Annotated in this window: 20 protein-coding genes; 8 read left to right on the forward strand and 12 right to left on the reverse strand. The window is 52.7% G+C overall.

Translation table 11 applies throughout. The features are described 5' to 3' along the window. Positions 1-18: 18 nt before the first annotated feature. The 4 genes from P2W74_RS06135 to P2W74_RS06150 all read right to left on the reverse strand — a co-directional run bounded on the left by P2W74_RS06135 (position 19) and on the right by P2W74_RS06150 (position 6,476). Positions 19-1,437, reverse strand: a complete 1,419-nt coding sequence (locus P2W74_RS06135; protein ID WP_276294315.1) for an OprD family outer membrane porin — start codon at positions 1,435-1,437, stop codon at positions 19-21. A 72-nt stretch (positions 1,438-1,509) separates the two neighbouring features. Next, entirely contained in the window at positions 1,510-3,708 is a 2,199-nt protein-coding gene (locus P2W74_RS06140; protein ID WP_276294316.1) for an alpha-galactosidase, read from the reverse strand. Beyond that, positions 3,705-5,093: an MFS transporter gene (locus P2W74_RS06145; protein ID WP_276294317.1), complete on the reverse strand. Its 1,389-nt coding sequence runs from the start codon at positions 5,091-5,093 to the stop codon at positions 3,705-3,707. The genes P2W74_RS06140 and P2W74_RS06145 overlap by 4 nt, the downstream gene beginning before the upstream one ends. A 186-nt stretch (positions 5,094-5,279) precedes the next feature. Next, entirely contained in the window at positions 5,280-6,476 is a 1,197-nt protein-coding gene (locus P2W74_RS06150) for an ROK family protein (RefSeq protein ID WP_276294318.1), read from the reverse strand. Between the two features lie 115 nt (positions 6,477-6,591). Between P2W74_RS06150 and P2W74_RS06155 the strand changes: the two genes are divergently transcribed. The 3 genes from P2W74_RS06155 (at position 6,592) to P2W74_RS06165 (ending at position 11,965) form a co-directional block, all read left to right on the forward strand. Continuing rightward, positions 6,592-9,858 carry a DUF5107 domain-containing protein gene (locus P2W74_RS06155; RefSeq protein ID WP_276294319.1) on the forward strand — a complete coding sequence of 1,089 codons (3,267 nt, stop codon included), beginning with the start codon at positions 6,592-6,594 and terminating at the stop codon, positions 9,856-9,858. 44 nt (positions 9,859-9,902) lie between these two features. Further along, a complete protein-coding gene (locus P2W74_RS06160) occupies positions 9,903-10,727 on the forward strand; it encodes an aldose 1-epimerase (RefSeq protein WP_276294320.1) in 825 nt (274 codons plus the stop codon). Positions 10,728-10,816: 89 nt separating this feature from the next. Beyond that, positions 10,817-11,965, forward strand: a complete 1,149-nt coding sequence (locus P2W74_RS06165; protein WP_276294321.1) for a 3-phenylpropionate MFS transporter — start codon at positions 10,817-10,819, stop codon at positions 11,963-11,965. Here the strand turns inward: P2W74_RS06165 and csiE are convergent. From csiE to P2W74_RS06200, 7 genes are all read right to left on the reverse strand, one after another. Next, the gene (gene csiE, locus P2W74_RS06170; RefSeq protein ID WP_276294322.1) at positions 11,960-13,237 is read right to left on the reverse strand and encodes a stationary phase inducible protein CsiE; all 1,278 of its coding nucleotides are present in this window, start codon (positions 13,235-13,237) and stop codon (positions 11,960-11,962) included. The genes P2W74_RS06165 and csiE overlap by 6 nt on opposite strands. 241 nt (positions 13,238-13,478) lie before the next feature. After that, positions 13,479-14,084 (reverse strand): KpsF/GutQ family sugar-phosphate isomerase, encoded by a 606-nt coding sequence (locus P2W74_RS06175; protein WP_276294323.1) that lies wholly within the window; start codon positions 14,082-14,084, stop codon positions 13,479-13,481. After that, entirely contained in the window at positions 14,081-15,718 is a 1,638-nt protein-coding gene (locus P2W74_RS06180) for an FGGY-family carbohydrate kinase (RefSeq protein ID WP_203360399.1), read from the reverse strand. The genes P2W74_RS06175 and P2W74_RS06180 overlap by 4 nt, the downstream gene beginning before the upstream one ends. Before the next feature lie 17 nt (positions 15,719-15,735). After that, the gene (locus P2W74_RS06185) at positions 15,736-16,689 is read right to left on the reverse strand and encodes an ABC transporter permease (protein ID WP_203360400.1); all 954 of its coding nucleotides are present in this window, start codon (positions 16,687-16,689) and stop codon (positions 15,736-15,738) included. Position 16,690: 1 nt separating this feature from the next. After that, complete coding sequence (locus P2W74_RS06190; protein ID WP_276294324.1) at positions 16,691-17,680, reverse strand: ABC transporter permease; 990 nt, start codon at positions 17,678-17,680, stop codon at positions 16,691-16,693. Then, positions 17,673-19,181 carry a sugar ABC transporter ATP-binding protein gene (locus tag P2W74_RS06195; protein ID WP_276294325.1) on the reverse strand — a complete coding sequence of 503 codons (1,509 nt, stop codon included), beginning with the start codon at positions 19,179-19,181 and terminating at the stop codon, positions 17,673-17,675. The genes P2W74_RS06190 and P2W74_RS06195 overlap by 8 nt, the downstream gene beginning before the upstream one ends. 102 nt (positions 19,182-19,283) lie before the next feature. Continuing rightward, entirely contained in the window at positions 19,284-20,267 is a 984-nt protein-coding gene (locus tag P2W74_RS06200) for an autoinducer 2 ABC transporter substrate-binding protein (RefSeq protein ID WP_276294326.1), read from the reverse strand. A gap of 416 nt (positions 20,268-20,683) precedes the next feature. On the opposite strand from P2W74_RS06200, the gene P2W74_RS06205 reads away from it, so the two are divergent. Further along, the gene (locus P2W74_RS06205; RefSeq protein WP_276294327.1) at positions 20,684-21,322 is read left to right on the forward strand and encodes a DUF1007 family protein; all 639 of its coding nucleotides are present in this window, start codon (positions 20,684-20,686) and stop codon (positions 21,320-21,322) included. After that, positions 21,313-22,293: a nickel/cobalt transporter gene (locus P2W74_RS06210; RefSeq protein WP_276294328.1), complete on the forward strand. Its 981-nt coding sequence runs from the start codon at positions 21,313-21,315 to the stop codon at positions 22,291-22,293. Before P2W74_RS06205 ends, P2W74_RS06210 begins: the two co-directional genes overlap by 10 nt. Positions 22,294-22,382: 89 nt before the next feature. Here P2W74_RS06210 and suhB read toward each other — a convergent pair whose 3' ends face one another. Next, positions 22,383-23,186, reverse strand: coding sequence for an inositol-1-monophosphatase (gene suhB / locus P2W74_RS06215; protein WP_276294329.1), 804 nt, complete (start codon positions 23,184-23,186; stop codon positions 22,383-22,385). A 118-nt stretch (positions 23,187-23,304) separates the two neighbouring features. Here suhB and trmJ point away from each other — a divergent pair, with 118 nt between their 5' ends. The 3 genes from trmJ to iscS all read left to right on the forward strand — a co-directional run bounded on the left by trmJ (position 23,305) and on the right by iscS (position 26,169). Further along, entirely contained in the window at positions 23,305-24,036 is a 732-nt protein-coding gene (gene trmJ, locus P2W74_RS06220; protein WP_276294330.1) for a tRNA (cytosine(32)/uridine(32)-2'-O)-methyltransferase TrmJ, read from the forward strand. A 194-nt stretch (positions 24,037-24,230) separates the two neighbouring features. Continuing rightward, positions 24,231-24,722, forward strand: a complete 492-nt coding sequence (gene iscR / locus P2W74_RS06225; RefSeq protein WP_276294331.1) for a Fe-S cluster assembly transcriptional regulator IscR — start codon at positions 24,231-24,233, stop codon at positions 24,720-24,722. A gap of 232 nt (positions 24,723-24,954) precedes the next feature. Further along, positions 24,955-26,169, forward strand: a complete 1,215-nt coding sequence (iscS, locus tag P2W74_RS06230) for a cysteine desulfurase (RefSeq protein WP_276294332.1) — start codon at positions 24,955-24,957, stop codon at positions 26,167-26,169. Positions 26,170-26,189: the final 20 nt, after the last annotated feature.

Genomic DNA, 26,189 nt, shown 5'->3' on the forward strand with positions numbered 1-26,189 from the left:
CGTGTCCTGTGTAAAGAATTAAAAGATGGTAAAAGGCGCCATGACGTTGAATTTAATGTCAATTTCATCCTGGAACATGTTGTTGTAACCCCCACTGTAGTTCGGGTTACTGCCATGGTTGTCGTAGCTGATGTAGTGGAGGTTGAAAAGTGCCCCTTTGAGGCGGCCAGTTTGCACGGTGTGTGCAATATTGAGCGTCCAGGCGGATTCATCAATGCGCTGATTCTGGTCGGCAAGTTCGCCATCAACAGTACAGGTGGTACACGGCTTGGCGTTCCAGCCATAGATATAACCGACACCGACTGCCCAGCCAGGCAGATCGTAGTTTTTCAGATCATAAGTGACGGCGGCAAAAGCGGAGGTTTCTCCGTTGGCGTTAAAATCGGATGCGGCATCCCACCAAATATCCAGACGGCCGTTGGAACTGGCATACGCAGGAGTTATACGCTGCAGGAAGAAACCCTGATTTCCTTCCGCTTTAACCGTTTGCGCTTCCAGGCGGAAATCCAGAGTATCGACGGTATAACCAAAAGTGACCCCCTGAAGCCAGGCTAAACCGGAATACTCATCATTAATTGACCCATAAGCACCTTGCGTGCCGTCGCCAACCTTATCTTTTGCACCATAGAACTGATAGCTGGTACGCAACATGTTTCCGGCAACTGGGAAACTGTAAGATACTTTCCCGAAGTACTGATCTTTAAATCCTTCGGCTTGTGCCCATGAGGCTTCTAACAGTAGGTTATTTTTAAAGTCATATTTAAAACCCAGTGAATGAATATAATCAATTTTGGTTTTATTATCTGCGCCGCGAAATTCATACATTTCGGTATACCACGGCGCTTTATATTTATCTGTCCATAAATAAGAGCTGGACAGCGCGCCATACTTACCAAAATCCCATGTGCTACCGATTTCACTCCCCTGATAGGCCCCCGGCACAAAGCCCCAGTGAGTGGCTAATAATGTTTGTCCGGATGGTTGAATATAACCAGAGCGCATCCAGTAATTATCATGCTTAAATTTTAATGCGGCTTTATATAGGTTAAAACCACCTTTATCTCCGGACCAGTCCTCTCCCCAACGCTGGTTTGCAGAGCTGAGACTGATTTCATTTGGGTGTGCGGCATTGCCGGTTGAAAGGTTAGCTGCGGCAAATCCTGCTATATCGAAGCCAATAAAATCAGCGGCATAACCAGAGATGAAATCCAGGTTAGCATTAAAGGTACTGTGATGGAGATCTTCTACATAATCCCCATAATTTTCGCTGCCCGGCGTCATATCTCGTTTATCACGATAGCGCTGGGAATAGTATATTCCACCGGTCAGGTGTGAATCATCCCAGAATCCTGCGGCCTGTGCTGGAGAAATAAAAAATTGAGTTGTAAGTGCTAAGCTAATGAGACTAAGCAGAGGAAGTTTATTATTTTTGGACATAAAAAACCCTACTTTACGACGAAGAATAAGAGTGTTGTTTTATTAGTAGGGGGAGATTTCTCCCCCTTAACTTTACGATATACGCGTCAGATGCCAGACCCTGCTGGTGTAATCGCGGCTTAGTGGGGGATCTATCCACAGCCCTCGATACATTAACTCGTCGCCGCCTGCTGTTTTCTCAGTGTCGTCAATACGGTAATGGGCATCAGGCGCGAGGCCAGCCAGACGTAGCAGACGAAGCGGCGCAGAGGCCTGGCTTACCAGTGAAAAAGCCATAACCAGCGCTTCGCTTTGATCCGGAGAAACAAACATCCATGCGGCAAAGTCGGTGTTTTCCCACGGGCTTACCAGACGCCAGAAGGTTCCGAACTGGAGCAACTGACGATACTGCTTATAGAAGCCAATTTGTTGTTTCACCGCTTCATCGCGTTCGCTGTCGCTGCGCATTAAATCCAGCATCAGGCCATAGTTGCCGCTCATAGCGACTGCGCCGCGCATGTCCATGCTGGTGCTGCGACCCATTTGATGGTTTGGCACTTCAGAAACGTGAGCACATTGCATCACCGGTGGATAAAGCAAACTGGTGGAGTACTGAATGTGAACCCGCGAGGCAGCATCGGTGTTATCACTAACCCAGGCCTGCGGCATGTAGTAGAGCATCCCGGGGTCGAAACGCCCCCCACCGCCTGCGCAACATTCAAACAGAATGTGTGGGAATCGGGTGGTCAGGGCGTCGAGTAGGGCGTAAAGGCCGAGAATGTAACGGTGAGCGGTCTCCTGTTGGCACTCTGGCTGCGCTGTACTTGAGCCGACCTCGGTCATATTGCGATTCATATCCCATTTGATGTAATCGATGGGATGCTCATCAAGAAATGTGCTCATTTGCGCCAGGATGTTGGCGCGTACTTCTTCGCGCCCAAGATCCAGAATGTATTGATTTCGCCCTTCGGAGAGAGGTTGTTCACCGGCATTGAGTACCCAATCCGGGTGCAAGCGGAACAGCTCGCTTCGCCGTGAGATCATTTCCGGTTCAAACCACAGCCCGAACTTCATATCCATAGCGTGGACACTATCGATCAGCGGTTGCAGGCCATCCGGGAATTTTTGTCGGTTAACGAACCAGTCGCCCAGCGATGAGGTATCGCCATTACGCTCACCGAACCAGCCGTCATCCAGCATCAACAGTTCAACCCCCAGTGCTTTGGCATTAGAGGCAAACTTCAGCAATTTTTCTTCATTAAAATCGAAATAGGTGGATTCCCAGTTATTGGCGAGGATAGGGCGTAACTGGTGGCGGTGCGGACCGAGCGCCAGGTTATCGCGGTATAAGTTATGCAGAGTTTGCGACAGGCCGTTTAACCCTTCATCTGACCAGGCAAGCACCGCTTCCGGAGTCTGGAACTGCTCGCCGGGGGACAGCTGCCAACCAAACCCGTGTGGATTTATCCCTAACAATAAACGGGTTTGCTGATAAGCACCCACTTCAGTACGGGCGGTAAAGTTACCGCTGTATACCAAATGTATCCCGCAAGCTTCCCCCTGCATTTCAGTCGTTTCTGGGCGAACCAGACCAATAAATGGCTGCTGATGTGTGCTGCTGGCGCCACGTTTGCTGTCCAGGACGTTAATTCCGGGGTTAAGCGCCTGACGATGCCACTGACGTTCGCGCGCCCATGCTCCGGGAAACTGAATCTGCTGCCAACGAGCATCCGGCAGGTCGAGACTGCAGCTTAATGCTCTTAATACGCGCAGCGGTTGAGTTGCCTTATTTGTTAATTTGGCCGATCGCGCGATAGCCGCATGCTGGCGAAAAATGGTGTAACTTAGTTCCGCTTGCAGATGCGTCACCGGGTCTGCGAGGGTAATAATTAATGTCTGCGCATCATTATCTTGCTCGACCCAGGTAGCGGGTAATCCGTGCAAATCCGGCTTACCGGCAACGATACGGTGCGAGACGTAATGCAAATTACTCACCTGATGACCGTCAACATAGCGGACCTCAAAAGCCGGTTCCCGATAATCGCCTGCGCCATGTCCGGGATACTCCTGTAGGGCGGTATCCAGAGAAAAGGTTCTGTCTGGCCAGGCGGCGGGTGTTGGCGAAAACGAAGAGCGATCCAGCGCCGGGTAGTCGTAGCCACGACTCCATGTCGTTACTCTCTTACCCCAATAACCGTGCGTCAGATAGCGACCATGAGCGACGGTCAGCACATAACTAATATTGTCGTTCTGCAGATGAAAAGTCTGCGTTTGTTCATTCCAGCTGATCATTGCGTCACTTCCTGCGGGTTATTATTGCGATGATGGATATCGTCAAGAATTTCGAAAAAACGTTTTTCTGTAATTTCGTATTTTGCCAGTGGGACTAAACTTAAAATGGTGAGGAGGCCGGGAATTAAAGTGAAAAATAATCCAATCCACAGTGCGGTTTGTGATGACTGAACGGCATGAGGTACATAGCCAGCCCATGATAAACAGAATCCACCAATGGCACCGCCAATTGCCCCTGAGAGTTTGGTTTTAAAAATATTGAGTGAAAATACCATCCCTTCAGAGCGGTTGCCGCTTACCCATTCACCGTACTCAACGCAATCTGCAACCATTGAATAAAGAGCAATTTGTCCTACACCACCTAAGAAAGGTGCCAGCGCCCCAATGATAAATACCAGTGTGATATTATCCTGGAAGAAAAATAATCCTATACACGATAACGACATTAAGAAGCTGCTATAAATTGCGGTGTTCTTTTTGCCAATTTTTGCAGAAACAAAAGGAGAGACGATTGCACCCGCAACCTGAGCGACTTGCGATACTGTCAAAAATGCAGCGAGGGCCATTTCTGCATTTAAGTTATAAATAAAGAAATATAGCTGGAATGTGCCACGGATAATACCGATAAGCTCCAGCATAAACATAGCAATCAGCAGGTAGCGTAATGGTCTGTTTTGTTTTAGTAGCGTCCAGAAACCTTTGAATGTTTGTCTTTCTTTACGTGGTACAGTATATTTTTCTTTAACGCCAAAAAATGTTATTAACATGCATATGAGGAAGATGGCACTGAAAATTAATGCGACTCCCCACCAACTTCCGACAAATTTCACAAGCCACAATGTGGATGCGCTCACTGTCAGAAAACCCAGTGTGGCAATCGTTCTTGGAATAGTGATGACTTTCGTTCGTTCAGTAGGATCTTGCGTGATGGCCGCTGATAGTGACCAGTAGGGAATATCAATAATTGCGAAACATATACTCCATAAAATATAGGTTGAATAAGCGTAAACGAGTTTACCGGCTTCAGACAGATCTGGACTTAAGAAACAAGCAACGGTAGTTAGAGAAACCAGTATACTTCCGACAAGTATCCATGGGCGAAACTTACCCATTTTAGTATGTGTATTATCGACCAGAATACCTAACGCAATATCAGTTGCGCCATCAACCAGTCGGGCCACTAAAAAAAGTAAACCAACAGCTGCGGCTTTTATTCCGAAGCTATCAGTGTAATAAAGCATTAAATATATGGCAATAAACGCATACATCACGTTAGCGCCATAGCTTCCTAAACCATAAGATATCGCTGTAGTCCACGAAACCCTGTCTCGCGGGTAATGTTTTTTTTCTACTGTCGCTTCTGCACTTGCGCTGGTTAACCCCATTTGAGTATCCCTGAATTGAATAAATGATCGGATATAACGACAATGAACATCAACTTTCGGGGGGTAGCGTAGAGCAACAAGCGCAGGCGGACTTTGCGCCGAGATTTATATTTCAGTAAACAAAGATTACTAATCGTCTTTAGCACTGATGGTGTAAATCCATCGCCATCACCAACGACAATGGGTTCACGCTTGTGCCAGTGCGTCTTCGACAAATAAGTAGCCGATACCGGTTATTTGTTGTTGCCGGGTCAGATTACCAAAACCGATTTGTGTCTGGCGTGTACGAATGGCATCACCGTGATCGAACGGGGTAAAACCGATTTGCTGGTAGATAGTCTGCAACCATTTTTCACCGAATTCGCAGCTACGACCGTAAAACCAAATTTGGTTAATATTTAGAATATTTAATAAATTATAAAGTGTCAGCCCGATTGCATTCGCTGCTTGTTCAACCCACTGAACGGTCTGCTTGTCACCCTCGTGCCAGGCGTCAATAAGTCGGCGGATAGAAATGGTCTCCGGATCCAATGCTGACTGTGTTGGCTGCGACTTCAGCCATATGCGCGCTTGTTTTTTGAGCGATGAAAGCGATGCCACAGTCTCCAGACAACCATAACGTCCACAGTCGCAGGCAATACCGTCCCTGTCGAATATGGTATGTCCAATTTGACCGCTACCGTTCAACATGCCGCGATAAATTTGGCCATTGATGACGAAGGACGAGCCAATACCATAATCGACATTGATGATACAAAAATCCTGACGATTGCTGTCGTTTTGCCACTTCTCCGCCAGTGTCAGCATAATACAGTCGTTATCTACCCGTACTGAAACGCGCAGTTTCTCTTCCAGTAGATACTTTATTTCAATCGGTTTTTTCCACGGTGCCTGCGGCATGGTCTGTGATACACCGGTGACTGGATCAACCTGACCATGCACTCCCAGCGCTAAGTTGATTTGCTTTCCCGGCCAGCATTTTTGTTGTTGTCGCCATAGTGCTTCGATGGCCGCCAGGAGCGCTTCCGGCGTCGGAGCGTTTACTTTGATGTGGGAAAAGTCGCCAACAGGCGTCATCTGGGCATCAATCAGTTGACTTTCAATGCAGGTAGGGGTGACGTCCATGCAGAGGATCAGTGCGCCATCAATGGGGATCTGATAATGACCACTGTTAATGCCCCTTGAACTGAGGTTCTCACTGGAGTGGCTGAGTTTACCTTCGCCAACCAGTTCATCAAGAATTTTACTAATGGCTGGAATGGATAATCCCGTATGCGCGGCAAGTTGGGATTTACTCAAACGTTTGTAGCGCCAGGTCAGCGCCATAATCGCCCGACGATTATGTTGCCTCACCGTTTGGTTATTCAGGCCAGCTATTTGCATCTTACTAAACCTTGTTAATAGTAATGCGTGAGCATCACATAATTTACCGGAAAATAACTTCTCTACACTGCCATCCTATCGTATTTCACTGTGTTTTGTTTACTGGAGAATGGTTATGTACGGAGTGGTTAAAGTCTGGCAGGAGACCCTTACGTTGCCGACGTGGACTGCGGGCAATGAAGACGTAAACCCGATGTTCCTCGAAAAACGCGTTTACCAGGGATCGTCAGGTGCTGTTTATCCCTATGGTGTCATTGATACGCTTACTGGTGAGCGGGAGATGCGTGAATATCAGGGGATCTGGATGGAGAATGATTTCATTCGCATCCTGCTCTTGCCGGAACTGGGTGGACGAATCCACCGTGCCTGGGACAAGGTTAATCAGCGGGACTTCGTCTACTACAATGACGTCGTCAAACCTGCGCTGGTTGGGTTGTTGGGGCCATGGATCTCCGGCGGCATTGAGTTCAACTGGCCGCAGCACCACCGTCCGACCACTTTTATGCCCGTTGACTTTACCATTCAACCGGGTGAACACGGTGAACAAACAGTGTGGATGGGTGAAGTCGAGCCGATGCGCGGGTTGCAACTAATGGCGGGATTCACGCTCTATCCAGACCGGGCGTTGGTGGAGATTACCGGTAAAGTGTTTAACGGAAATGCCACGCCGCGTCATTTCCTGTGGTGGGCAAACCCGGCTGTGAAGGGGGGTGATGACCATCAAAGCGTTTTCCCTCCAGACGTCACTGCAGTATTCGATCACGGGAAGCGTGACGTGTCGGCGTTTCCGATTGCGACCGGCACCTACTACAAAATTGACTACTCTGCGGGCGTGGATATCTCGCGCTATAAAAACGTGCCGGTGCCAACCTCCTACATGGCTGAAAAGTCGAACTACGATTTTGTCGGTGCCTGGCATCACGGGGAGAACGGTGGCCTGCTGCACGTTGCGGATCACCATATTTCACCGGGGAAAAAGCAATGGTCGTGGGGGCACGGTGAATTTGGCCAGGCCTGGGATCGCCAACTGACTGACGAAAACGGCCCTTACATTGAGCTGATGACGGGCGTTTTTACTGATAATCAGCCGGATTTTACCTGGCTTGCGCCCTATGAAGAGAAGGTGTTTGTGCAGAATTTTCTGCCGTATAGCGAACTCTCTTCTGTGCAGAACGCCAGCACCCGTCTGCTGATGCGTCTGGAACACAAATCACCGCAGCTGGTGGTGGGACTGTATGCTGTTGCGCCGCTTCATGACGTGCGCGTGGAGATTCGCGAGGCGGGGAAAATTTTGTGGTCCACTCATGTGACATTGGAGCCGGGGCAAAGTTGGCAGGAAACGTTGGATGAATGCTGGCCGCAGCGCCTGACCATGACTGTGTTTGATAGCGACGAACGCATACTGCTGCAATATGAGGAGCATATTCCTGAGGAGACACCGCTTCCGTCCGCCGCAAGTGCACCAAAACAACCGCAGGAGTTGGATAACACCGAGGAACTCTATTTTATTGGTCAGCATATTGAGCAGTACAACAACGCCAGTCGTTATGCTGAAGATTATTATCTCCGGGCAATTGCGTTGGATACAGAGGACTACCGCAACAATGTGGCGCTGGGTCATTTGGCGCTGAACCGTGCCGACTGGACGCTAGCGCAGCGCTGCGCTGAAGCCGCATTGGCGAGGGCTCACAAGTTAAATAAGAACCCGCGCGACGGGGAGGCAAGTCTGTTGCTGGCTGCAGCACTGGAGCGTCAGGGAGAAGATGCCAAAGCATGGGATCATTATTACAAGGCGACCTGGAGCGGAAACAGTCGTGATGCGGCATTTTACTCTCTGGCATGCCTGGCGATGAAACGCGGCGATGATGCCGAGGCGTTGGCAAAAGTGGAGCTAAGCCTGCAGTTCAACGGCAGCAATAATCTGGCGATGGGGCTGAAAGCGCTGGCGATGGCGACCACACACGACACGCAGTCTGCGCTGAACTATATCGATCAGGCGCTGAAGACTCATCCGCTGAGCTACGCACTGCACTATGCACGCTGGGCCATCAGCCACGATCTTGCGGATCGTGATGCGCTGCTCAACATTACCGGGCAACGAGGCATTAATGCCAGTATCCTAGCGGGCTGGCTGGTTTCACTCGGCAACAAGCAGGCCGCCCGCGAGTTACTGGAGTTGCTCGATAGCCAGGAGACGCTGCCGATGCTTTGGCTGGCTGCGCTGAGTGAAAATCCGCAGCCGTATCTGCAAAATGCGCAGCGTTGCTTCGCTAACCGGGTGCGTTTCCCCAATACCCTTGATGAAGTGGTGATGTTGCAATCCCTGCAACAAAACGCGTTCGTTAGCTATCTGTTGGGGTGTTTCTGGTATAGCAAACGTCGCTATGATGACGCGGTTTCTTGCTGGAAGCATACGCTGGCACAACAGCCTGACTTTGCGCCTGTGCACCGCTTGCTGGGGATCTATGCATGGAACAAGCAGCATAATGCGCAGACAGCATGTCAGTATCTGCAATGTGCCGTTGCGTTGGAGCCGGACAACGCACGTTTCTTGTTCGAACTGGATTACCTGAATAAGCAGCAGGGGCAAAGCATGGAGGCGCGACTGGCGCTGCTGACGACGCGTCTCCATGTGGCGCTGAAACGCGATGACCTCACCGCCGAATTACTGAGCTTGTGGAACGGTCTGGGGCAGTATGAAAACGCGGCAGAGGTACTACACGAACGCGAGTTCCACCCCTGGGAAGGGGGGGAAGGGAAAATCACCGGTCAGTATCTGCTCAACCAGATCCATCGCGCACTGGATGCCATTCGTGAGGGGCAGTACGCGCATGCCATTGAACTACTCCAGTTGGCGCTGCATTATCCGCTAAATCTTGCAGAGGGGCGTCTTCCAGGGCAAACCGATAACGATATTTGGTATCTGCTTGGCTATTGTCATCAGTGTCTGGGGGAGATGGTGCTCGCAGGCAAGGCGCTGGCCCGTGCTATGCATGGCTATTCCACCCTGAGTGCTGGGCGGTACTACAACGACCAGCCAGCGGACTATCTGTTCTGGCAAGGGATGGCAATGCGGGCAAGCGGCGAACGTCAGCAGGCGGATACTCACTTCCAGAATTTCCTCGACTGGGTGGAACATCATCGGGACAGAGTGCCGGAAACAGATTTCTTTGCGGTCTCATTACCGGATCTTGTCGCGTTGGATGCCAGTCCTGCACTGCGACATCAGCAGCACTGCTTGTTTATCGAAGCGTTGGGTTATTTCGGGCTAGGGAACCGTGAAGCCTGCCAGCGTATGCTGGATATGTTGCTGACACTGAATCCGGCTCATGACAAAGCGCTACTGATGGTACACGTTCTGGCTGGCGATATTTTCGACTAACAAACCTGCCGGGCGGGGCTGCCCGGCAATATTCCGGAGTGGTCGTGAATTTAATCAAGTTACAAAACGAAGCCCTGGAAGCCTGTATTGATGTGCAGGGTGGGAAAGTTCATCGCTTACTATCCCGCGATCTGCAGGTTCCTGTGTTACATGAGAATCCATCAGGCGCTCTGTTCCCCATGCTGCCGGTCGCAAACCGGGTGGCGGATAATCGCTTTAGGTTGCATGACGATGCGGTGATTTTGCCCAATCATAATGCGGATGAACGCTTCTTTCTGCACGGTGACGGTTGGCTGAAACGCTGGGATCTCGTCACCGTTGCCGGTGACCGTTGTGTGTTGCGATTGCGAAGTCGGCTGGCATGCGGCTACGACTATCTGGCGGAACTTCATTATCAACTTGAAGGTACGACACTCAACGCCTCGCTGACGATAACGCATCTGGGGGAACACCCGATGCTTTACGGCTGCGGATTTCACCCGTTTTTTGTGTTTGATGCGCAAAGTCGCGTGCAGTTTTCCGCCAGCGGGTATTGGCCGGAAGATGAACAGCACCTGCCGTTGGCGTGGCAGGCGAAAATCCCCGGGGCTGCGAATTTCGCCCATGCGCAATTTGGCGAGGATGCCTGGTTAAATGTGGGATATTCCGGCTGGAGCGGGAAGGCGGTCATACAACGTGATGTGATGCGTATCACGCTTTTAGCGCAAACTCCGTGGCTGATGCTTTTCAGAATGTCGGGTGGTGGGTTCCTTTGTCTTGAACCGCAGTCGCATCCGGTCAATGCCCATAATATGCCGGGACAGCCGGGGCTGCAGGTCTTGGCGCTGGGTGAGAGCTGTCATTTCGCCATGCAAATCATCGTCGAATAGCGTAAAAACACATGTTATATCACTGTTAATACTCACTTGCGCCAGCCTGCGTTTATCGCCAGACTATCGCCTCCTAACGGGAGGGAATCATGGTTTTGCACTCCACGCGCTGGCTGGCGCTCGCTTATTTCACCTATTTCTTTAGCTACGGTATTTTTTTACCTTTCTGGAGCGTCTGGCTCAAAGGTCTGGGATTAACGCCTGAAACCATTGGTCTTCTGCTGGGCGCAGGACTGGTGGCGCGTTTCCTCGGTAGCTTGCTGATTGCCCCCCGCGTGAGCGATCCTTCCCGTCTGATTTCCGCTTTGCGTGTGTTGGCTTTGCTGACGCTGGTCTTTGCCCTGGCGTTTTGGGCGGGAACACACGTTGCGTGGCTGATGGTGGTGATGGTCGGTTTTAACCTCTTTTTCTCGCCGCTGGTGCCGTTGACGGATGCGCTGGCAAACACCTGGCAAAAGCAGATAACGATGGACTATGGTCGGGTCAGACTGTGGGGCTCGATTGCGTTTGTGATTGGTTCCGCGCTGACCGGTAAGCTGGTGAGTCTATTCGACTATCAGGTCATTCTCGCACTACTGAGTCTTGGCGTGGCGTCTATGCTGTTGGGAATGCTGTTGCGCCCTGGCGTGCTACCGCAAGGGGAAAGCCGCCACCAGGAGAGCGCAGGCTGGCCAGCCTGGCGCACGTTGATAACACAAAGCTGGCGTTTTCTGGCCTGTGTGAGCCTGCTGCAGGGGGCGCACGCCGCGTATTACGGCTTTAGCGCGATTTACTGGCAGGGGGCGGGGTACTCCGCGTCGGCTGTCGGCTATTTATGGTCGCTGGGCGTGGTCGCGGAAGTCATCATCTTTGCGCTCAGTAATAAGCTGTTCCGTCGTTTTAGCGCCCGTGATTTGTTACTGCTTTCCACCGTTTGTGGGGTTGTGCGCTGGGGGTTGATGGGCTGGAGCACCGCGTTGCCGTGGCTGATTGTGGTGCAGATCCTGCACTGCGGAACCTTTACCGTTTGCCACCTGGCGGCGATGCGCTACATTGCCGCTCGTCAGGGTAGCGAAGTGATCCGCCTGCAGGCCATTTATTCCGCTGTGGCAATGGGCGGGAGTATTGCCATCATGACCGTCTTTGCCGGGTACCTCTATCAGCATCTGGGGAGCGGCGTGTTCTGGGTGATGGCACTGGTTGCGCTGCCCGCGATAGCCATCCGGCCAAAAGTGGCAGCGCGCTCGCCAACGCTATGATTCGAGGATACGGCGGATCTGCTGTTGCTGATGCGCCGTCAACGCCTGCTCGGCATGAATCAGCGGGGGTGAGAAAAGTGGGAGCGGGGTGGTGTAGGGGGTAACAATCAGCGTCACCCCACGCAGCGAACCCTCTTTTTGAAACGCCAGCATGGGCATGCGTTTAATATTGAGCGGCAGAAGCGTGAGTTCACGCAGTTGCTGCTCAATGTCTTCCTCGCGGTTTTTGTCATTGCCCGTCAGGAGAACAATTTGTTTTTCGTGCAGATCGTTTTCCTGCATCAGCCATGCGCCGAAAATCACCGCGACCAGTCCGGACTCTTCTTCAGAAAACTGTACATTGTATTCCGCTTCAAACCCACTGAGCGCATCGCGGGTGGTACGCACCAGTCGCGGGTAAAGCTTTGCGAACTCTTCAGGTAACGTATTATCGATACCGATAGCGAACATGCTGCGGTGCAGCGCCTGCGCGAGATGGATGTAGAGTTGATCGTGCAACCCTTGTTCATCGCGAAAGCGTGTGTTGCCCTTCTCTCTAAAGCGCAACACGAGTCTGGCGACGGCCAGGCGCAGCTGTCGATCCTGCTGATGGTTGTCGCGGATGGGATCAGGGATCCGGATCATTGAAAACAGCAGGGCGATAAACAGCGACTCATTCAGCGGCGCATGTTGCATCACGCGACGTTGCCAGTGGCGGCCAATCTCCAGGGCGAGTTGATACTCAGCACAGGATTGCGCCCACTGCTGCTGTATCGGGTTAAATTCCGGGGAGATACCGGCATGGTGTTGCAGCAGGCAATACTGCAAAAACAGTCGCAGAAACTGGATATCACGGCACTCAAACGGTTTTTGCAACCGCCGCGAGCAGAGATTAATCAGCGCATGAAGATTCGCGTCATCATATAACGTGCGCGCAATACCTCGCTGTTTAAGCTCGGTTTTCAGCGCATGCGTAAACTGTTGCGAAACAAACGTCGGACACAGTCGTAGACCGCGTCGTAACCACTGTACCAGGCACAGACGTTGATTGAGCGCTGTCCCTTCAATCCGGTAGCGACCGTTTTGGCCAGTGGTGATGGTGAGCTGATGATAGCGCTGGATTTCCAGACGGGTTTCGGTGATATCCTCACGGACAATCTCATCATCAACGCCATTTAGCGTGCTGAGTGTTTCCGTAGTGGCATGTTGCCCCGGCTGGAAAAGCGTCAGTAGCACCTGGCAGCGGCGCTGGGGACCGGAAAGTACAGATGGTGTAGTGAGTGTTGGCATCATCCGTCAGGTCTCCCGTTAGTATGTTAGATAAGGATAGCTAAAGTTTGCCTGTGAAAGTTGGTACAGGGGCGCTTTACACCAGGAATGCTGAAGAGCATCACAGAATTTTTAACGTGAGGAACAGATGGCGGCAGTGAAACGCAGCGCATTAACACGCTTTTTCGCTGTTTTATCTTTTGCTTGAGGTAAAAAAAACCGCCAATCGCTGGCGGGGTCGGGAAGGTGAGTAGAAATGCCCTTTCTATATTTTCTGTTCCTGGCTCAGCGTTAATCCCACATCACCGCCGGGATGCACGGCCAGCAGGGTTTCCTTTGAGTATCCACTCTCGCTCATCAGACAAGCGCAGGCGGCATCAAATATCGCCAGTACCAGAATAATTGAGGTGGTTGCCAGCATATTCAGCGGATCGGCCTCGCGCTGTACTCCCGTGGAAATAACCAGTCTGGAAGCGCTGGCGATGGCTGAGTTCGGGTTTTCAGTCACGCTAATTATCGGCACATTTTTTTCGGTAAGCCCTGGCAACAGACGGGTCAGTTCATCCGAATTCCCTCCGCGTGAAAGCATGATCACCAGATCATCGGTGCGTAAAAAACCCAGGTCGCCATGAGCTGCATCAGTGGCATTGAGGTAAATCGCCGGACGTTCAACGCAGGCGAGCATATGCGCCACTTTACGCGCCGCAATACCGGAGGTGCCCACGCCGGTCACCACGATTTTCCCTGTGCAGCTACGCAGTTCGGCCATTAAAGACTGCCAGATCTGCTCATTCAGATGCTGCTGCAGACCGGCGAGGGCATCACTGTAGAGATGCCACACGCGGGTGGCCTGAGGCCATGAATCACTCATGCCTCCTCCTGCATCAGTTGGCGGTATTTCATATGGTCCTGATACATCTCGTGGAAAACCCGATATTTGCGATCGTAATACTGCTTAATTCGGTTGGTTTGCGGGGTGACCGTTTTACCAATTCGGCTCATGGCCGACATCGCTTCAGGGAAGGTATCGAATACGCCCGCCGCGATAGTCCCCATCATTGCGCCGCCCAGCAGCATGGCTTCACTCTCTTCCGGCAGCAGCATGGCGCAGCCGGTAGCGTTGGCATGTTCCTGAACGAAAATCGGGTTTTTGGTGCCGCCGCCGCTGGCCATAATCGTATCAATGGTGTAACCGCTTTGATTCATCGTTTCGATGATATGACGAGTCCCCAGGGCAATGGACTGGATGGTCGCCAGATACTGTAGCGCCATATCCTCCGGCGTGCGGGACAGCTTAAGTCCGGTGATAGCCCCCGTGAGTGTCGGGTTTGCACGCGGTGAGCGGTTGCCGTGGAAATAGGGGAGAATATGCATGTCGCGAGTCAGAAACGCGATATCTTCCGGCTCGCCGGCCATTTTGCGCAACAGCGCATTCAGCACTTCGTAAATGGTCTGTCCCTGCGATTTTGCCTGTGCCAGCAGGGTATCGTAGCAAGGGTGCGACTGAATAACATGGTCGATTAACGCCCCTGTTGCTGACTGCCCGCCTTCGTTGAGCCAGTATTCCGGCAGGACGGCAGAGTAGTAAGGACCCCAGACGCCGCCGATAAAACGCGGTTCTTTGGAAATTGCCATATGACCGGTGGAGGTACCGCCAATCAGCGCAACACGGCGGTCGAAATCTGCTACCTCGCCAGAAACGCCGCAGGCACCAAGGGTGCCGAGCGTACCGGCGTGTGCGTCAATAATCGATACGCTGACCGCGGTTCCTGGAATCAGCCCCATTTCGCTGGCGGCACGCGTGGAGAGTCCATGACCGAGCGGTTCACCCATGGTTTTTACGTAGCGGCCAATTTTTTCCGCATCGTGCTCCAGCAAGTCTTCCAGCCCAATCTGGCGGAAATAGCTGGCATCCCATTTGTCCTCATGGCCCATATAGGTCCATTTACACACCGTTGAGCACAGTGAACGTGTGTCATCCCCGGTGGCGCGCCAGGTCAGGAAATCAGGCAAGTCAAAATAGTAGCCCGCATTCGCCCAGGTGTTGGGCATATGCTGTTTCAGCCACAGCAGTTTTGGCGTTTGCATTTCCGGCGAAATAATCCCGCCGACGTAGTCCAGCACCCGATGATGCAGCGCGTTAATTCGCTCTGCCTGGGTGATGGCGCGGTGATCCATCCACACAATAATGTTCTGCTCGCTGCGCCCGGAGGGGCTGACAGTCAGTGGTTTACCGTCTTTATCCAGCACCACCAGCGAACAGGTGGCATCGAAGCCCAGACCTTTAACCTGAATCGGGTTGATATCTGACTGGTTAATCGCATCGCGAACCGCGTTACACACGGCCTGCCAGATGTTATCAGAGGACTGCTCAACAAAATCAGCCTGCGGGCGGTAAATCTCAATAGCCCGACTGGCCTGACCGACCATCCTGCCGTTGAGATCAAACACGCCAGCACGGGCGCTCCCGGTTCCTACATCCACACCGATAAAGTAACTTGCCATAATTTTTTCTCCTGAAATCAGGCTTTACGATTCTGTAATGCAATAAAGAGGATCAGCACCGCGCCCCAGAGCGCCATCGTCAGATAGCTACTGACCCCCAGCAAGTTAAGGCCGCTTTCCAGCATTTGCAGCACAATGAGCGCCAGCACCAGGCCGATAATGCGCCCGAAGCCGCCATCCGGGTTGATGCCGCCAAGTACGGAGGCAAGGATGGTGACCAGCAGGTATGATTCACCGTATCCGGCTTTTGCCGAGTTGAATTTTGCCATCATCAGAATGGCGGCAACCCAGCCGAGCAGGGCAGAAATGACGTACACGGAAATCTGCACCCGAACCGTATTTACACCGCTATAGCGGGTCGCCTGTTCATTGGAGCCGACGAGGTAAAGGCTGCGTCCCAGCGTGGTGTGCTCCAGCAGAACCCACAGCAAGATGGCCACCAGCAAAAAGAGCAACAGCGCCACAGGGATACCAGCAATCGTGGCGTTACCGAGGTATTGAATCGCGGCCGGGAACCCGGATATGACCGTCCCGTTGGAGAGCAGAATATTAAGCCCGGAAATCAGCGTCATCGTGCCGAGCGTGGCGAGAATAGGCGAGACGCCGACCCAGGCGATCAGCGCGCCGTTCAGCGTGCCAATGGCAACCGCCACGGCGGCACCCGCCAGCAGGGCGAGAACCAGAAACAGTGGGTTATCCGGATGAGTGACGATCACCGCCGCCATCACCAGTGAGCAGGCGTTAGCCCCGGCGATAATCGACAGGTTAATGCCGCCGGTCAGCATGGTCATACCCATTCCCAGTGCCAGCATCCCGAGGATCGGTAACTGCGAGCCGATGGACTGGAAGTTGGCGACGCTGAAAAAACGGCTGCCGAGCAGGGCCGAGAAGACCAGCGCCACGACGATAATAATCACGCATTGCAGACGAATGATGGCATCACCGGGTAAAAATCTGGCGAACGTTTTCATCTCAAAGCTCCCTTGCCAGTTTGCGTTTTTCGTTCCAGGCCGTGGCGCTAATGCTGACCAGAATAATGGCGCCGCTGAAAACGGTGTGCCAGTAAGAGGAGACGCTCAGCAGCGTCAGACCGTTTTGTAAGAAGGCCAGCAGAATAACGCCCAGCAGCGTACCGGTGAGCGTACCGCGCCCACCGCTCATGCTGGTACCGCCGAGTACCACTGCCGCCAGCACCGTTAGCTCAAAGCCGAGCAGAGAGTTGGGCGCGACGGATTGGGTGATCTGCGCCTGCACCACGGCGGCAACGCCCGCCAGAATGCCCATGTAGCCATACACATAGAAATGTAGCTTCAGCAGATTCAGTCCCAGGCGTGACGCCGCGTCGCGGTTGCCGCCCATGGCGTAAACCTGGCGACCGAGGCGGGTATAGTTCATCAGCACGGCGGTAAAAATAATCACCGCTGCCAGGCACAACAGGGGCAGGGTAAGGCCGTAGTCGTAGCCGTCCGCCGCGGTGAACGAGAACCAGTTGATGCCGTTCATAAACCAGTCCGGGAAGCCGTACAGCCAGGTGCCTTTGGTGGTGTAAACCAGCAGACCGTAGTAGACGTTCAGCGTGGCGATGGTAATGATGATCGCCGGAACGCGTAGCCAGTAGACCAGAAAACCATTGATAAGCCCGAGCAGCAGCCCGACGGCAATGGCGATAACCAGCGCCAGCGCGAAGTTGCCGCCGTGGCCGATAACCCAACTGGCCATCGCATACTGGGCTATGGCGGTCATGGCCGGAAATGAGATGTCGATACCGCCAGAGATCAACACCACAAACAGCCCGCAGGCGAGGATGCCGAGTATGGCGTAGCTGGTGGCAACATCCGTCAGGTTCCCCAGTGACAGGAACTCATCGGTGCTGACGCTCAGGCCGACGGCGAGGGCAACCACCAGCAGCCCCAGCCAGAATTCATGTTGCCCGATTAAACGAGAGAAACGCAGACTATTCATTGATTACCTCGACCACTTCAGCAATCTCCTCTTCACGACAGTGATGAGGATTAAATTCCGCCACCAGTTTGCCGCGACGCATCACCAGCACGCGATGGCTGTTGTAATACGCTTCCGGAATTTCATCGCAAATCATCAGCACCGCCATCCCCTGTTCGGCCAGATCGCGGGCAATCTGGTAAATGCCCTCTTTGTTGGCGATATCGACGCCAACGGTGGGGGAGTCAAGGATCAGAATGCGCGGATGGGTTGCTACCCATTTGGCAATCGCGATGCGCTGAGCATTTCCGCCGGAAAGCGTTTTAACCGGCAGGTGCGGATCGGACACTTTAATATTCAGTTCGCGGATAAGGTCGGCAACACGTTGTTGCGCTTTGCCGTGATCGAGCAGACCGCTGCGGGTATGCAGTTTGTCGAATATTGTCACGATGGTATTGTCGTAGATCGACTGCTCCATGATAAGCCCCTGGGTCAGGCGATCTTCCGAGACATAACCGATCCCGTGTTTGATGGCATCGTGATTATTGCGAAGCTGGACGGGCTGACCGTTAATACGTATTTCACCGCTTTCCGGGGGCGTCATGCCAAACAGGCTGAGGCAAAGCTCGGTACGCCCGGCGCCAAGCAGGCCGACAATCGAGACAATCTCGCCGCTGTGCAGCGACAGATTAATGTTCTGGTATTTTCCTCGACGACTCAGGTCGCGCAGCTCCAGCAGCGGTTCCTGCTCAATGGCCGGTTTCTCTGGCAGCGGGCTGTAGTGGAAGCGCTGTCCGGTCATCAGGAAGGCCAGTTCGTTGCTGTCCAGCTCGCTGGCAGGGAAAGTGCCCACCAGTTTACCGTCGCGCATGACGCTAATGCGGTCTGCTACTTCCATGACTTCATCAAGACGGTGGCTGACAAACACCACGCAGATTCCGGCGGCTTTCAGTTCATTAACCACCCGCAGCAGGCCGTTGACTTCCTGTCGGGTTAACGAGGCGGTAGGTTCATCCATGATAACCAGACGTGCGTCGGCGGCAATCGCGCGGCAGATAGCCACCAGCTGACGGTCAGCGATGGAGAGTTTCTCGACTTTTTTATCGGGATCGATCGTCACGCCGATGCGCTTCATTGCGGCCAACGCCTGCTGCTTCATGGCACCGCGACGCACCCAGATATCGCCACCGGGCAGGTAGCGATTTACCGCAATATTTTCCGCGACGCTAAAATTGGGAAACAATGACAAATCCTGGTAAATAACCTGAATGCCGTAATGTGAAGAAAGCTGTGGCGTCAGGTGATGGAACAATTTGCCGTCGAGTAAAATCTGCGCCCCTTTTTCAGGGTGATAGACGCCAGAGATCACTTTAATGATGGTGCTCTTGCCGCAGCCGTTTTGGCCCGCCAGACAGTGAACTTCGCCTTTTTTCAGCGTCAGATTCACGTTATCCAGCGCCAGCACGCCCGGGAATTGTTTGCTGATATTCTCAAGGGTGATAAATGCGGTGGTGTCTGTCATGGACAATACCCCTGCGAGCGTCCTGGTGGACGCTGAGTGTTAGTGTTGTGGATAACGCCGACCAGGCGGTCGGCGTGAGGTTCCCTGGTGTTGGCTAAGGCCTTAGAAACCGAGTGATTGTGCGTTGTCTTTGGTGACTTCGAGGATCTTGTTAAAGCGGATCACTTTCTTCTCCATGTCGATATCGGCTTTCCCTAAACCATCAATGCTCAGATCGGCGTTGACTTCTTTGCCCTGTAACAGTTGGTCAGCAACCGTGACCAGCGCGTAGCCCGCGTCTTTCGGATCCCACAGCAGCGCTTTTTTGATATCGCCGCGCATCAGGTAAGGTGCAGCCTGTGCTGGCATGGCAATACCGACGACGGCAATCTTATCCTTGGCGCGTTTTTTCTGCACCGCCTGTCCTGCACCGATTGGTCCCAGCGAACCGAAACCAATAATGCCCTTCATCTGCGGATAGGTTTTCATCAGGTCAAGCGTTGTGGAGTAGGACTTATCGATACTCTCTGCGACCGGCAGGCGTGAGGTAACTTCGAACATCTCTGGGTATTTTTCTTTTTGATACTTAATCGCATAGTCAGCCCACGCGTTATGCAACGGCACCGTCAGCGATCCGACATAGATGGCATAACCCCCTTTACCACCCATATTTTTCGCCAACTCATCGACGTTGGCCTGCGCGTATTTTTCACTGTCGATGGTTTCGATATCCCACTGACCGATGTGCTCGTCCGGGGATTCGTGCGTCAGGACGACGATGCCTTTATCGCGCGCTTTTTTCAGTACCGGCTCAAGGACTTTGGCATCATTCGGTACCACGATGATCGCATTGACGTTTTTGGCGATCAGATCTTCAATCACTTTCACCTGCTGCGCCGGATCCGGCGTAGAAGGACCGGTCTGGTAGGCGTTCACATCCAGTTTTTTTGCTGCTTCATTGACGCCGGTTTCCATCCGGTTAAACCAGGGAATACCGGTGACTTTGGCAACCACAGCAATCTCATATTTTTCCGCCGCAAAGGACGTGCCGGACAACATGCATGCAGAAACCAGGGTTGCACTGAGTAATGCGAGTTTGAATTTCATCGTTGTACCTTTAGTAGGGGGCAGGGCATGTCACGGCGTGAGGTTAACAACGAAGGGAAGAGGGAATGAATCATAGATTTTATAAATGTGATCTATGCCCATTTTTGTAAATTTATCGATAATTCACTGTTATTGTTTGGTTAAATTTGAATGCATTGGTATTCACGTGATTAAATTTATTGTTAATAAAACATTGAAATGAAATCATATATTAACAATTTATTATCATTTGACATAAGTTAACGCGTTCATGACGCCGTTTTCGTTTCACCGTCAGAAAAGAAAGTTTCAGAATTGAGAACTGAATCGAGACCGGAAAACGGTGCTCAACATTTTTTCGTTCAATGATATCCTCACAGCACTTTCGCCAACGACGTCATTTCCGTGGCGGTCTGGATTTTTCTCGTGGAGAACTCATGCAACGCGTTAAATGTATTGCCGTAACGTTGTTTCTCGCGGTCCTGTCGTTTGGAGCCGGAGCGCATCCCCACAGCTTTATTCGTCTGCAAACAGAGATCGTTAGCGAAAATGACCAGTTCGTGGCGCTGAAAATGCGCTGGACGATGGACGAAATCACTTCTGCCGATCTGCTTTATGATGCGGGCAATGCGAAACCCGGTGATGAAATCTGGAAAAAGCTGGCGGCGGAAGTGATGGCCAACGTACTTGGGCAGCACTACTTCACCGAGGTCTGGCATCGCGGACAAAAGGTGAAGTTTAAAAATCGCCCGACGGAATATGGTATGGAGCGTGAGGAACACCAGGCGGTGCTGACGTTCGTTTTGCCTCTGTCCCAGCCGCAACCGCTTACCGGACAGACCTATCTCATTTCCACGTTTGACCCCAGCTACTACGTGGACATGAGCTATGAAAAGGACAGCGATGCGACGTTGCCGCAGACGTTGAGCATGCAGTGCCAGATAGCGATGCACACGCCGATGCCCAATGAAGAGACGCTGAGCTTTGCCCAGTCGCTCGATAAAGAAGATGCCCCGCCGGAGGATATGAATTTGGGTCAACAGTTTGCACAGAAGGTGACGCTGACATGTCAGTAATGTACTCATTACGTCGTCGCCCGCGACGTTGGTGGGCACTGTGGCCGCTGGCGCTCTTCGTATTACTGGCCGTCGGCGGCGGATATTGCTTGTGGCAGAACTGGCCGCAGGTGATGGTGAAAAGCATTCTCTGGCAACGAGAAGTGAACCAGCAGATAAGCGGTTTGCTGAAAGCGGTGGCGGAGAACCCGGCACAGGCAGGTGGTTCGCTACTGTTGTTTAGTTTTACGTATGGCGTGCTGCATGCGCTGGGACCGGGGCATGGAAAAGTGGTGATCACCACCTGGCTGGCGACACATCCCTCAAAGCTGAAATCCAGTATCGGCCTGACGCTGGCCTCTTCCTTATTACAGGGACTGGTGGCGATTGGGCTGGTGGTTGTGGTGCTAACGGTACTGCAACTGCCCGCGCGGCAACTGCATATGAGCAGTTTCTGGCTGGAGAAAGGGAGTTATGCGTTGGTTGGCGTACTGGGTATTTTGCTGTGCTGGCGGGCGTTGAAAAAATTACGCATGCTGCTGCGTCGACCGAAATTTACCGCCTTCGCGCCGCATCATGTGCATCATGAAAACTGTGGTTGTGGACATCAGCATTTGCCCAATCCTGAACAGATGCAGAGCGGGGATGACTGGCGCGCCCGGCTGATGATTATTCTGTCGATGGGGATGCGTCCCTGTTCTGGCGCGATCATGGTGCTGTTGTTCAGCAAAGTGATTGGCGTCTTTAGTTGGGGAATGGCGTCGGCGCTGGCGATGGCGGCAGGCACCTCTTTAACGATAACCTCTCTGGCCTTGCTGGTGCACAGTTTTCGTACGCTGGCGGTCAAGTTGAGTGGTAACCGAGCGCCGGTATTATGGCGACAGGTTGGCTGGACAACGCTGGCATTAGCCGGTGGTGCGGTTTTGATTGTTGCTGCCGTAGTAATGTGGGTGAGTGCGGTGCCGGTGGGAAGGGGATTACGACCGTTTTAAAAAAGCCGGATAGTGGCTGACGCCTTATCCGGCTTACGTGAACGGTATGCATTGATGGCCGGATAAGACGTCTCCGGCACAACAACAGATTAGCGCTTCAGCGCCTCGCTCAGTTCTTCACGCATGTTCGCCAGCATAGCTTTCACGACGCGTGGGTTGCCTGCAACGATGTTGCCGGTCGTCATATAGTTATGACCGCCGGTAAAGTCGCACACCAGCGCGCCTGCTTCACGGGCAATCAGTTCACCTGCGGCAAAATCCCACGGCTTGAGGCCGATTTCGAAGTAACCGTCAACGCGAGCGGCGGCAACATAGGCCAGATCCAGCGCAGCGGAACCGGTGCGACGGAAGTCGGCGCATTCGGTATACATTTTGCCGAGAATCTTCATATAAGAAGGAGCGTGCTGTTTGGCTTTGAACGGGAAGCCGGTGGCGATAATGGTGCCATCCAGATCGCGAGCGGTGCTGCCGCGCAGACGGTAACCGTTCAGCTGTGCGCCCTGACCGCGAGTGGCGGTGAACAGTTCGTTACGCATTGGATCGTAAACAACGGCGACTTCAGTACGACCTTTAATGCGTACTGCGATGGATACCGCGAAGTGCGGCAGGCGTTTTACGAAGTTAGTGGTGCCATCCAGTGGATCGATAACCCATTGAACATCCAAATCTTCACCAATATGTTCACCGCTTTCTTCGGTGATGATGGTGTGCTGAGGGTAAGATTTGCGGATCGTTTCGATAATAATCGCTTCGGCGGCTTTATCGACGTTAGTCACGAAATCATTGCTGCCTTTCTGGCTGGTTTCTACAGAGTCTGGGGTTTCGTAGTGTTTGGCAATTACATTACCCGCCTTGCGCGCTGCGCGCACGGCGATGGTCAGCATCGGATGCATCGGTCTCTCTCACTGGATGTTAAAGAACGGGAAAACGGCGCAGAGTATAGCAGTGGGATCGGAATATGTCTTCGATTTATGATAATATGGCCGAATAATCTTTAGCTGAAGAAAGACAATGCTGCAAAATATTCGAATTGTACTGGTGGAAACCTCCCACACGGGCAACATGGGCTCTGTTGCCCGCGCAATGAAAACCATGGGGCTAACCAATCTGTGGCTGGTGAATCCGTTGGTAAAACCGGACTCCCAGGCCATCGCCCTGGCGGCGGGCGCCAGCGACGTGATCGGCAATGCGCAAATCGTTGACACGCTGGATGAAGCGCTGGCGGGATGTAGCCTGGTCGTAGGCACCAGTGCACGTTCTCGTACGCTGCCGTGGCCGATGCTCGATCCGCGTGAATGTGGTTTAAAAAGCGTAGCCGAAGCCGCGAATACCCCGGTGGCGTTGGTGTTTGGTCGCGAGCGTGTTGGCCTGACCAACGAAGAACTGCAAAAATGCCATTACCACGTCGCCATTGCCGCTAATCCGGAATACAGTTCGCTCAACCTGGCGATGGCGGTACAGGTCATTTCTTATGAAGTGCGTATGGCCTGGCTGGCCACGCAGGAATCCGGCGACGCAGTGGAACATGAAGAGACGCCGTATCCGCTGGTGGACGATCTGGAACGTTTTTATGGTCACCTGGAGCAAACGCTGCTTGCAACCGGCTTTATTCGTGAAGGCCATCCGGGGCAGGTGATGAACAAATTGCGCCGTCTGTTTACGCGCGCGCGTCCGGAAAGCCAGGAGTTAAATATTCTGCGCGGGATTCTGGCGTCGATTGAGCAGCAGAATAAAGGAAAGTAAGTGCGCCGTAAGGTCGGATCAGCGAAGCGGCATCCGACAGATGAAAATGGCACTGAAGGTTAAATACCTGACTAAATCAGTCAAGTAAATAGTTGACCAATTTAGTCAGGAATGTCAGACTTGGCCCTGCTATGCAATACCCCCATTTTACAATAAAAACCCCGGGCAGGGGCGAGTTTGAGGTTAAGTAAGACATGAGACTGACATCTAAAGGGCGCTATGCCGTGACCGCAATGTTGGACGTTGCGCTCAACTCTGAAGCGGGCCCGGTACCGTTGGCTGATATTTCTGAACGTCAGGGAATCTCCCTTTCTTATCTGGAACAGCTGTTTTCGCGTTTGCGGAAAAACGGTCTGGTTTCCAGCGTACGTGGACCTGGCGGTGGTTATCTGCTGGGCAAAGATGCAGGCAGCATCGCAGTAGGTGAAGTGATCAGCGCTGTTGACGAGTCGGTTGATGCGACCCGTTGCCAGGGCAAAGGCGGTTGTCAGGGCGGCGATAAGTGCCTGACGCATGCGCTGTGGCGTGATTTGAGTGACCGCCTGACCGGTTTCCTCAACAATATTACCCTGGGCGAACTGGTGAATAACAAGGAAGTGCTGGATGTGTCTGGTCGTCAGCACACCCATGACACCCCGCGCAGTAGTCGTACACAAGACGCAATCAACGTGAAGTTGCGCGCCTAATTTTGTTTCGGGTTGCATCCGTGTTGGCTGCACGTGTTCACCCCAGTCACTTACTTAATGTAAGCTCCTGGGGACTCACAAGTTTGCCACCTTGCTGAAACCAGAAACAGTTAGCGTAAAGATAAAAAGAATTCAGAGTCAGGCCGGGGTGTGCCACATCCCGTTAACGCGGTCGTACATCCAGCCGGTTGCCTGACTCCTTGCATTGAGTGATGTACGGAGTTTAAGAGCAATGAAATTACCGATTTATCTCGATTACTCCGCAACCACGCCGGTGGATCCGCGTGTTGCCGAGAAAATGATGCAGTGTCTGACTCTGGACGGAAACTTTGGTAACCCAGCTTCCCGTTCACACCGTTTTGGCTGGCATGCTGAAGAGGCGGTTGATATCGCCCGTAATCAGATTGCTGACCTGGTGGGTGCCGACCCGCGTGAAATTGTTTTCACCTCCGGTGCAACCGAATCCGACAACCTGGCGATCAAAGGTGCAGCCAACTTTTATCAGAAAAAAGGCAAGCACATCATCACCAGCAAAACCGAACACAAAGCTGTGCTGGACACCTGTCGTCAGCTGGAGCGCGAAGGGTTTGAAGTGACCTACCTGGCGCCGCAGAGCAACGGTATTATCGACCTGAAAGCACTTGAAGCGGCGATGCGTGACGACACCATCCTCGTTTCTATTATGCACGTGAACAACGAAATCGGCGTGGTGCAGGATATCGCGACGATCGGCGAAATGTGCCGTGCGCGCGGCATCATCTACCACGTTGATGCGACCCAGAGCGTGGGCAAACTGCCTATCGATCTGAGCCAGCTGAAAGTGGACCTGATGTCCTTCTCCGGCCACAAAATCTATGGTCCGAAAGGCATCGGCGCGCTGTACGTACGTCGTAAGCCGCGTATCCGCATCGAAGCACAGATGCACGGCGGCGGTCACGAGCGCGGTATGCGTTCCGGTACGCTGCCTGTTCACCAGATTGTCGGCATGGGTGAAGCTTACCGTATCGCGAAAGAAGAGATGGAAACCGAGATGGCGCGCCTGCGTGGTCTGCGTAACCGTCTGTGGGACGGCGTGAAAGATATGGAAGAGGTTTACCTGAACGGAGATCTCGAGCAGGGCGCGCCGAACATTCTTAACGTCAGCTTTAACTATGTTGAAGGCGAATCGCTGATTATGGCGCTGAAAGATCTGGCCGTCTCTTCCGGTTCCGCCTGTACGTCTGCAAGCCTCGAGCCATCCTATGTGCTGCGTGCGCTGGGGATGACCGACGAGCTGGCACATAGCTCTATCCGTTTCTCTTTAGGTCGTTTTACTACCGAAGAAGAAATTGATTACACCATCGATCTGGTTCGCAAATCCATTGGTCGTCTGCGTGAACTTTCTCCGCTGTGGGACATGTTCAAGCAGGGCGTGGATCTGAACAGCATCGAATGGTCACATCATTAATCGGTACCGATAAGGAGAAT

Origin of the sequence: Citrobacter enshiensis, from assembly GCF_029338175.1 — a bacterium.
Taxonomy (GTDB): domain Bacteria; phylum Pseudomonadota; class Gammaproteobacteria; order Enterobacterales; family Enterobacteriaceae; genus Citrobacter_D; species Citrobacter_D enshiensis.

Coding starts and splice junctions, on each gene's coding strand:
- suhB (WP_276294329.1), bottom strand. CDS start 23,186: ATGCATCCGATGCTGACCATCGCCGTGCGCGCAGCGCGCAAGGCGGGT.
- csiE (WP_276294322.1), bottom strand. CDS start 13,237: ATGATGCCAACACTCACTACACCATCTGTACTTTCCGGTCCCCAGCGC.
- P2W74_RS06180 (WP_203360399.1), bottom strand. CDS start 15,718: ATGGCAAGTTACTTTATCGGTGTGGATGTAGGAACCGGGAGCGCCCGT.
- P2W74_RS06195 (WP_276294325.1), bottom strand. CDS start 19,181: ATGACAGACACCACCGCATTTATCACCCTTGAGAATATCAGCAAACAA.
- P2W74_RS06210 (WP_276294328.1), top strand. CDS start 21,313: ATGTCAGTAATGTACTCATTACGTCGTCGCCCGCGACGTTGGTGGGCA.
- P2W74_RS06200 (WP_276294326.1), bottom strand. CDS start 20,267: ATGAAATTCAAACTCGCATTACTCAGTGCAACCCTGGTTTCTGCATGC.
- iscR (WP_276294331.1), top strand. CDS start 24,231: ATGAGACTGACATCTAAAGGGCGCTATGCCGTGACCGCAATGTTGGAC.
- P2W74_RS06155 (WP_276294319.1), top strand. CDS start 6,592: ATGTACGGAGTGGTTAAAGTCTGGCAGGAGACCCTTACGTTGCCGACG.
- P2W74_RS06175 (WP_276294323.1), bottom strand. CDS start 14,084: ATGAGTGATTCATGGCCTCAGGCCACCCGCGTGTGGCATCTCTACAGT.
- P2W74_RS06165 (WP_276294321.1), top strand. CDS start 10,817: ATGGTTTTGCACTCCACGCGCTGGCTGGCGCTCGCTTATTTCACCTAT.
- P2W74_RS06185 (WP_203360400.1), bottom strand. CDS start 16,689: ATGAAAACGTTCGCCAGATTTTTACCCGGTGATGCCATCATTCGTCTG.
- iscS (WP_276294332.1), top strand. CDS start 24,955: ATGAAATTACCGATTTATCTCGATTACTCCGCAACCACGCCGGTGGAT.
- P2W74_RS06135 (WP_276294315.1), bottom strand. CDS start 1,437: ATGTCCAAAAATAATAAACTTCCTCTGCTTAGTCTCATTAGCTTAGCA.
- P2W74_RS06190 (WP_276294324.1), bottom strand. CDS start 17,680: ATGAATAGTCTGCGTTTCTCTCGTTTAATCGGGCAACATGAATTCTGG.
- P2W74_RS06140 (WP_276294316.1), bottom strand. CDS start 3,708: ATGATCAGCTGGAATGAACAAACGCAGACTTTTCATCTGCAGAACGAC.
- P2W74_RS06145 (WP_276294317.1), bottom strand. CDS start 5,093: ATGGGGTTAACCAGCGCAAGTGCAGAAGCGACAGTAGAAAAAAAACAT.
- trmJ (WP_276294330.1), top strand. CDS start 23,305: ATGCTGCAAAATATTCGAATTGTACTGGTGGAAACCTCCCACACGGGC.
- P2W74_RS06150 (WP_276294318.1), bottom strand. CDS start 6,476: ATGCAAATAGCTGGCCTGAATAACCAAACGGTGAGGCAACATAATCGT.
- P2W74_RS06205 (WP_276294327.1), top strand. CDS start 20,684: ATGCAACGCGTTAAATGTATTGCCGTAACGTTGTTTCTCGCGGTCCTG.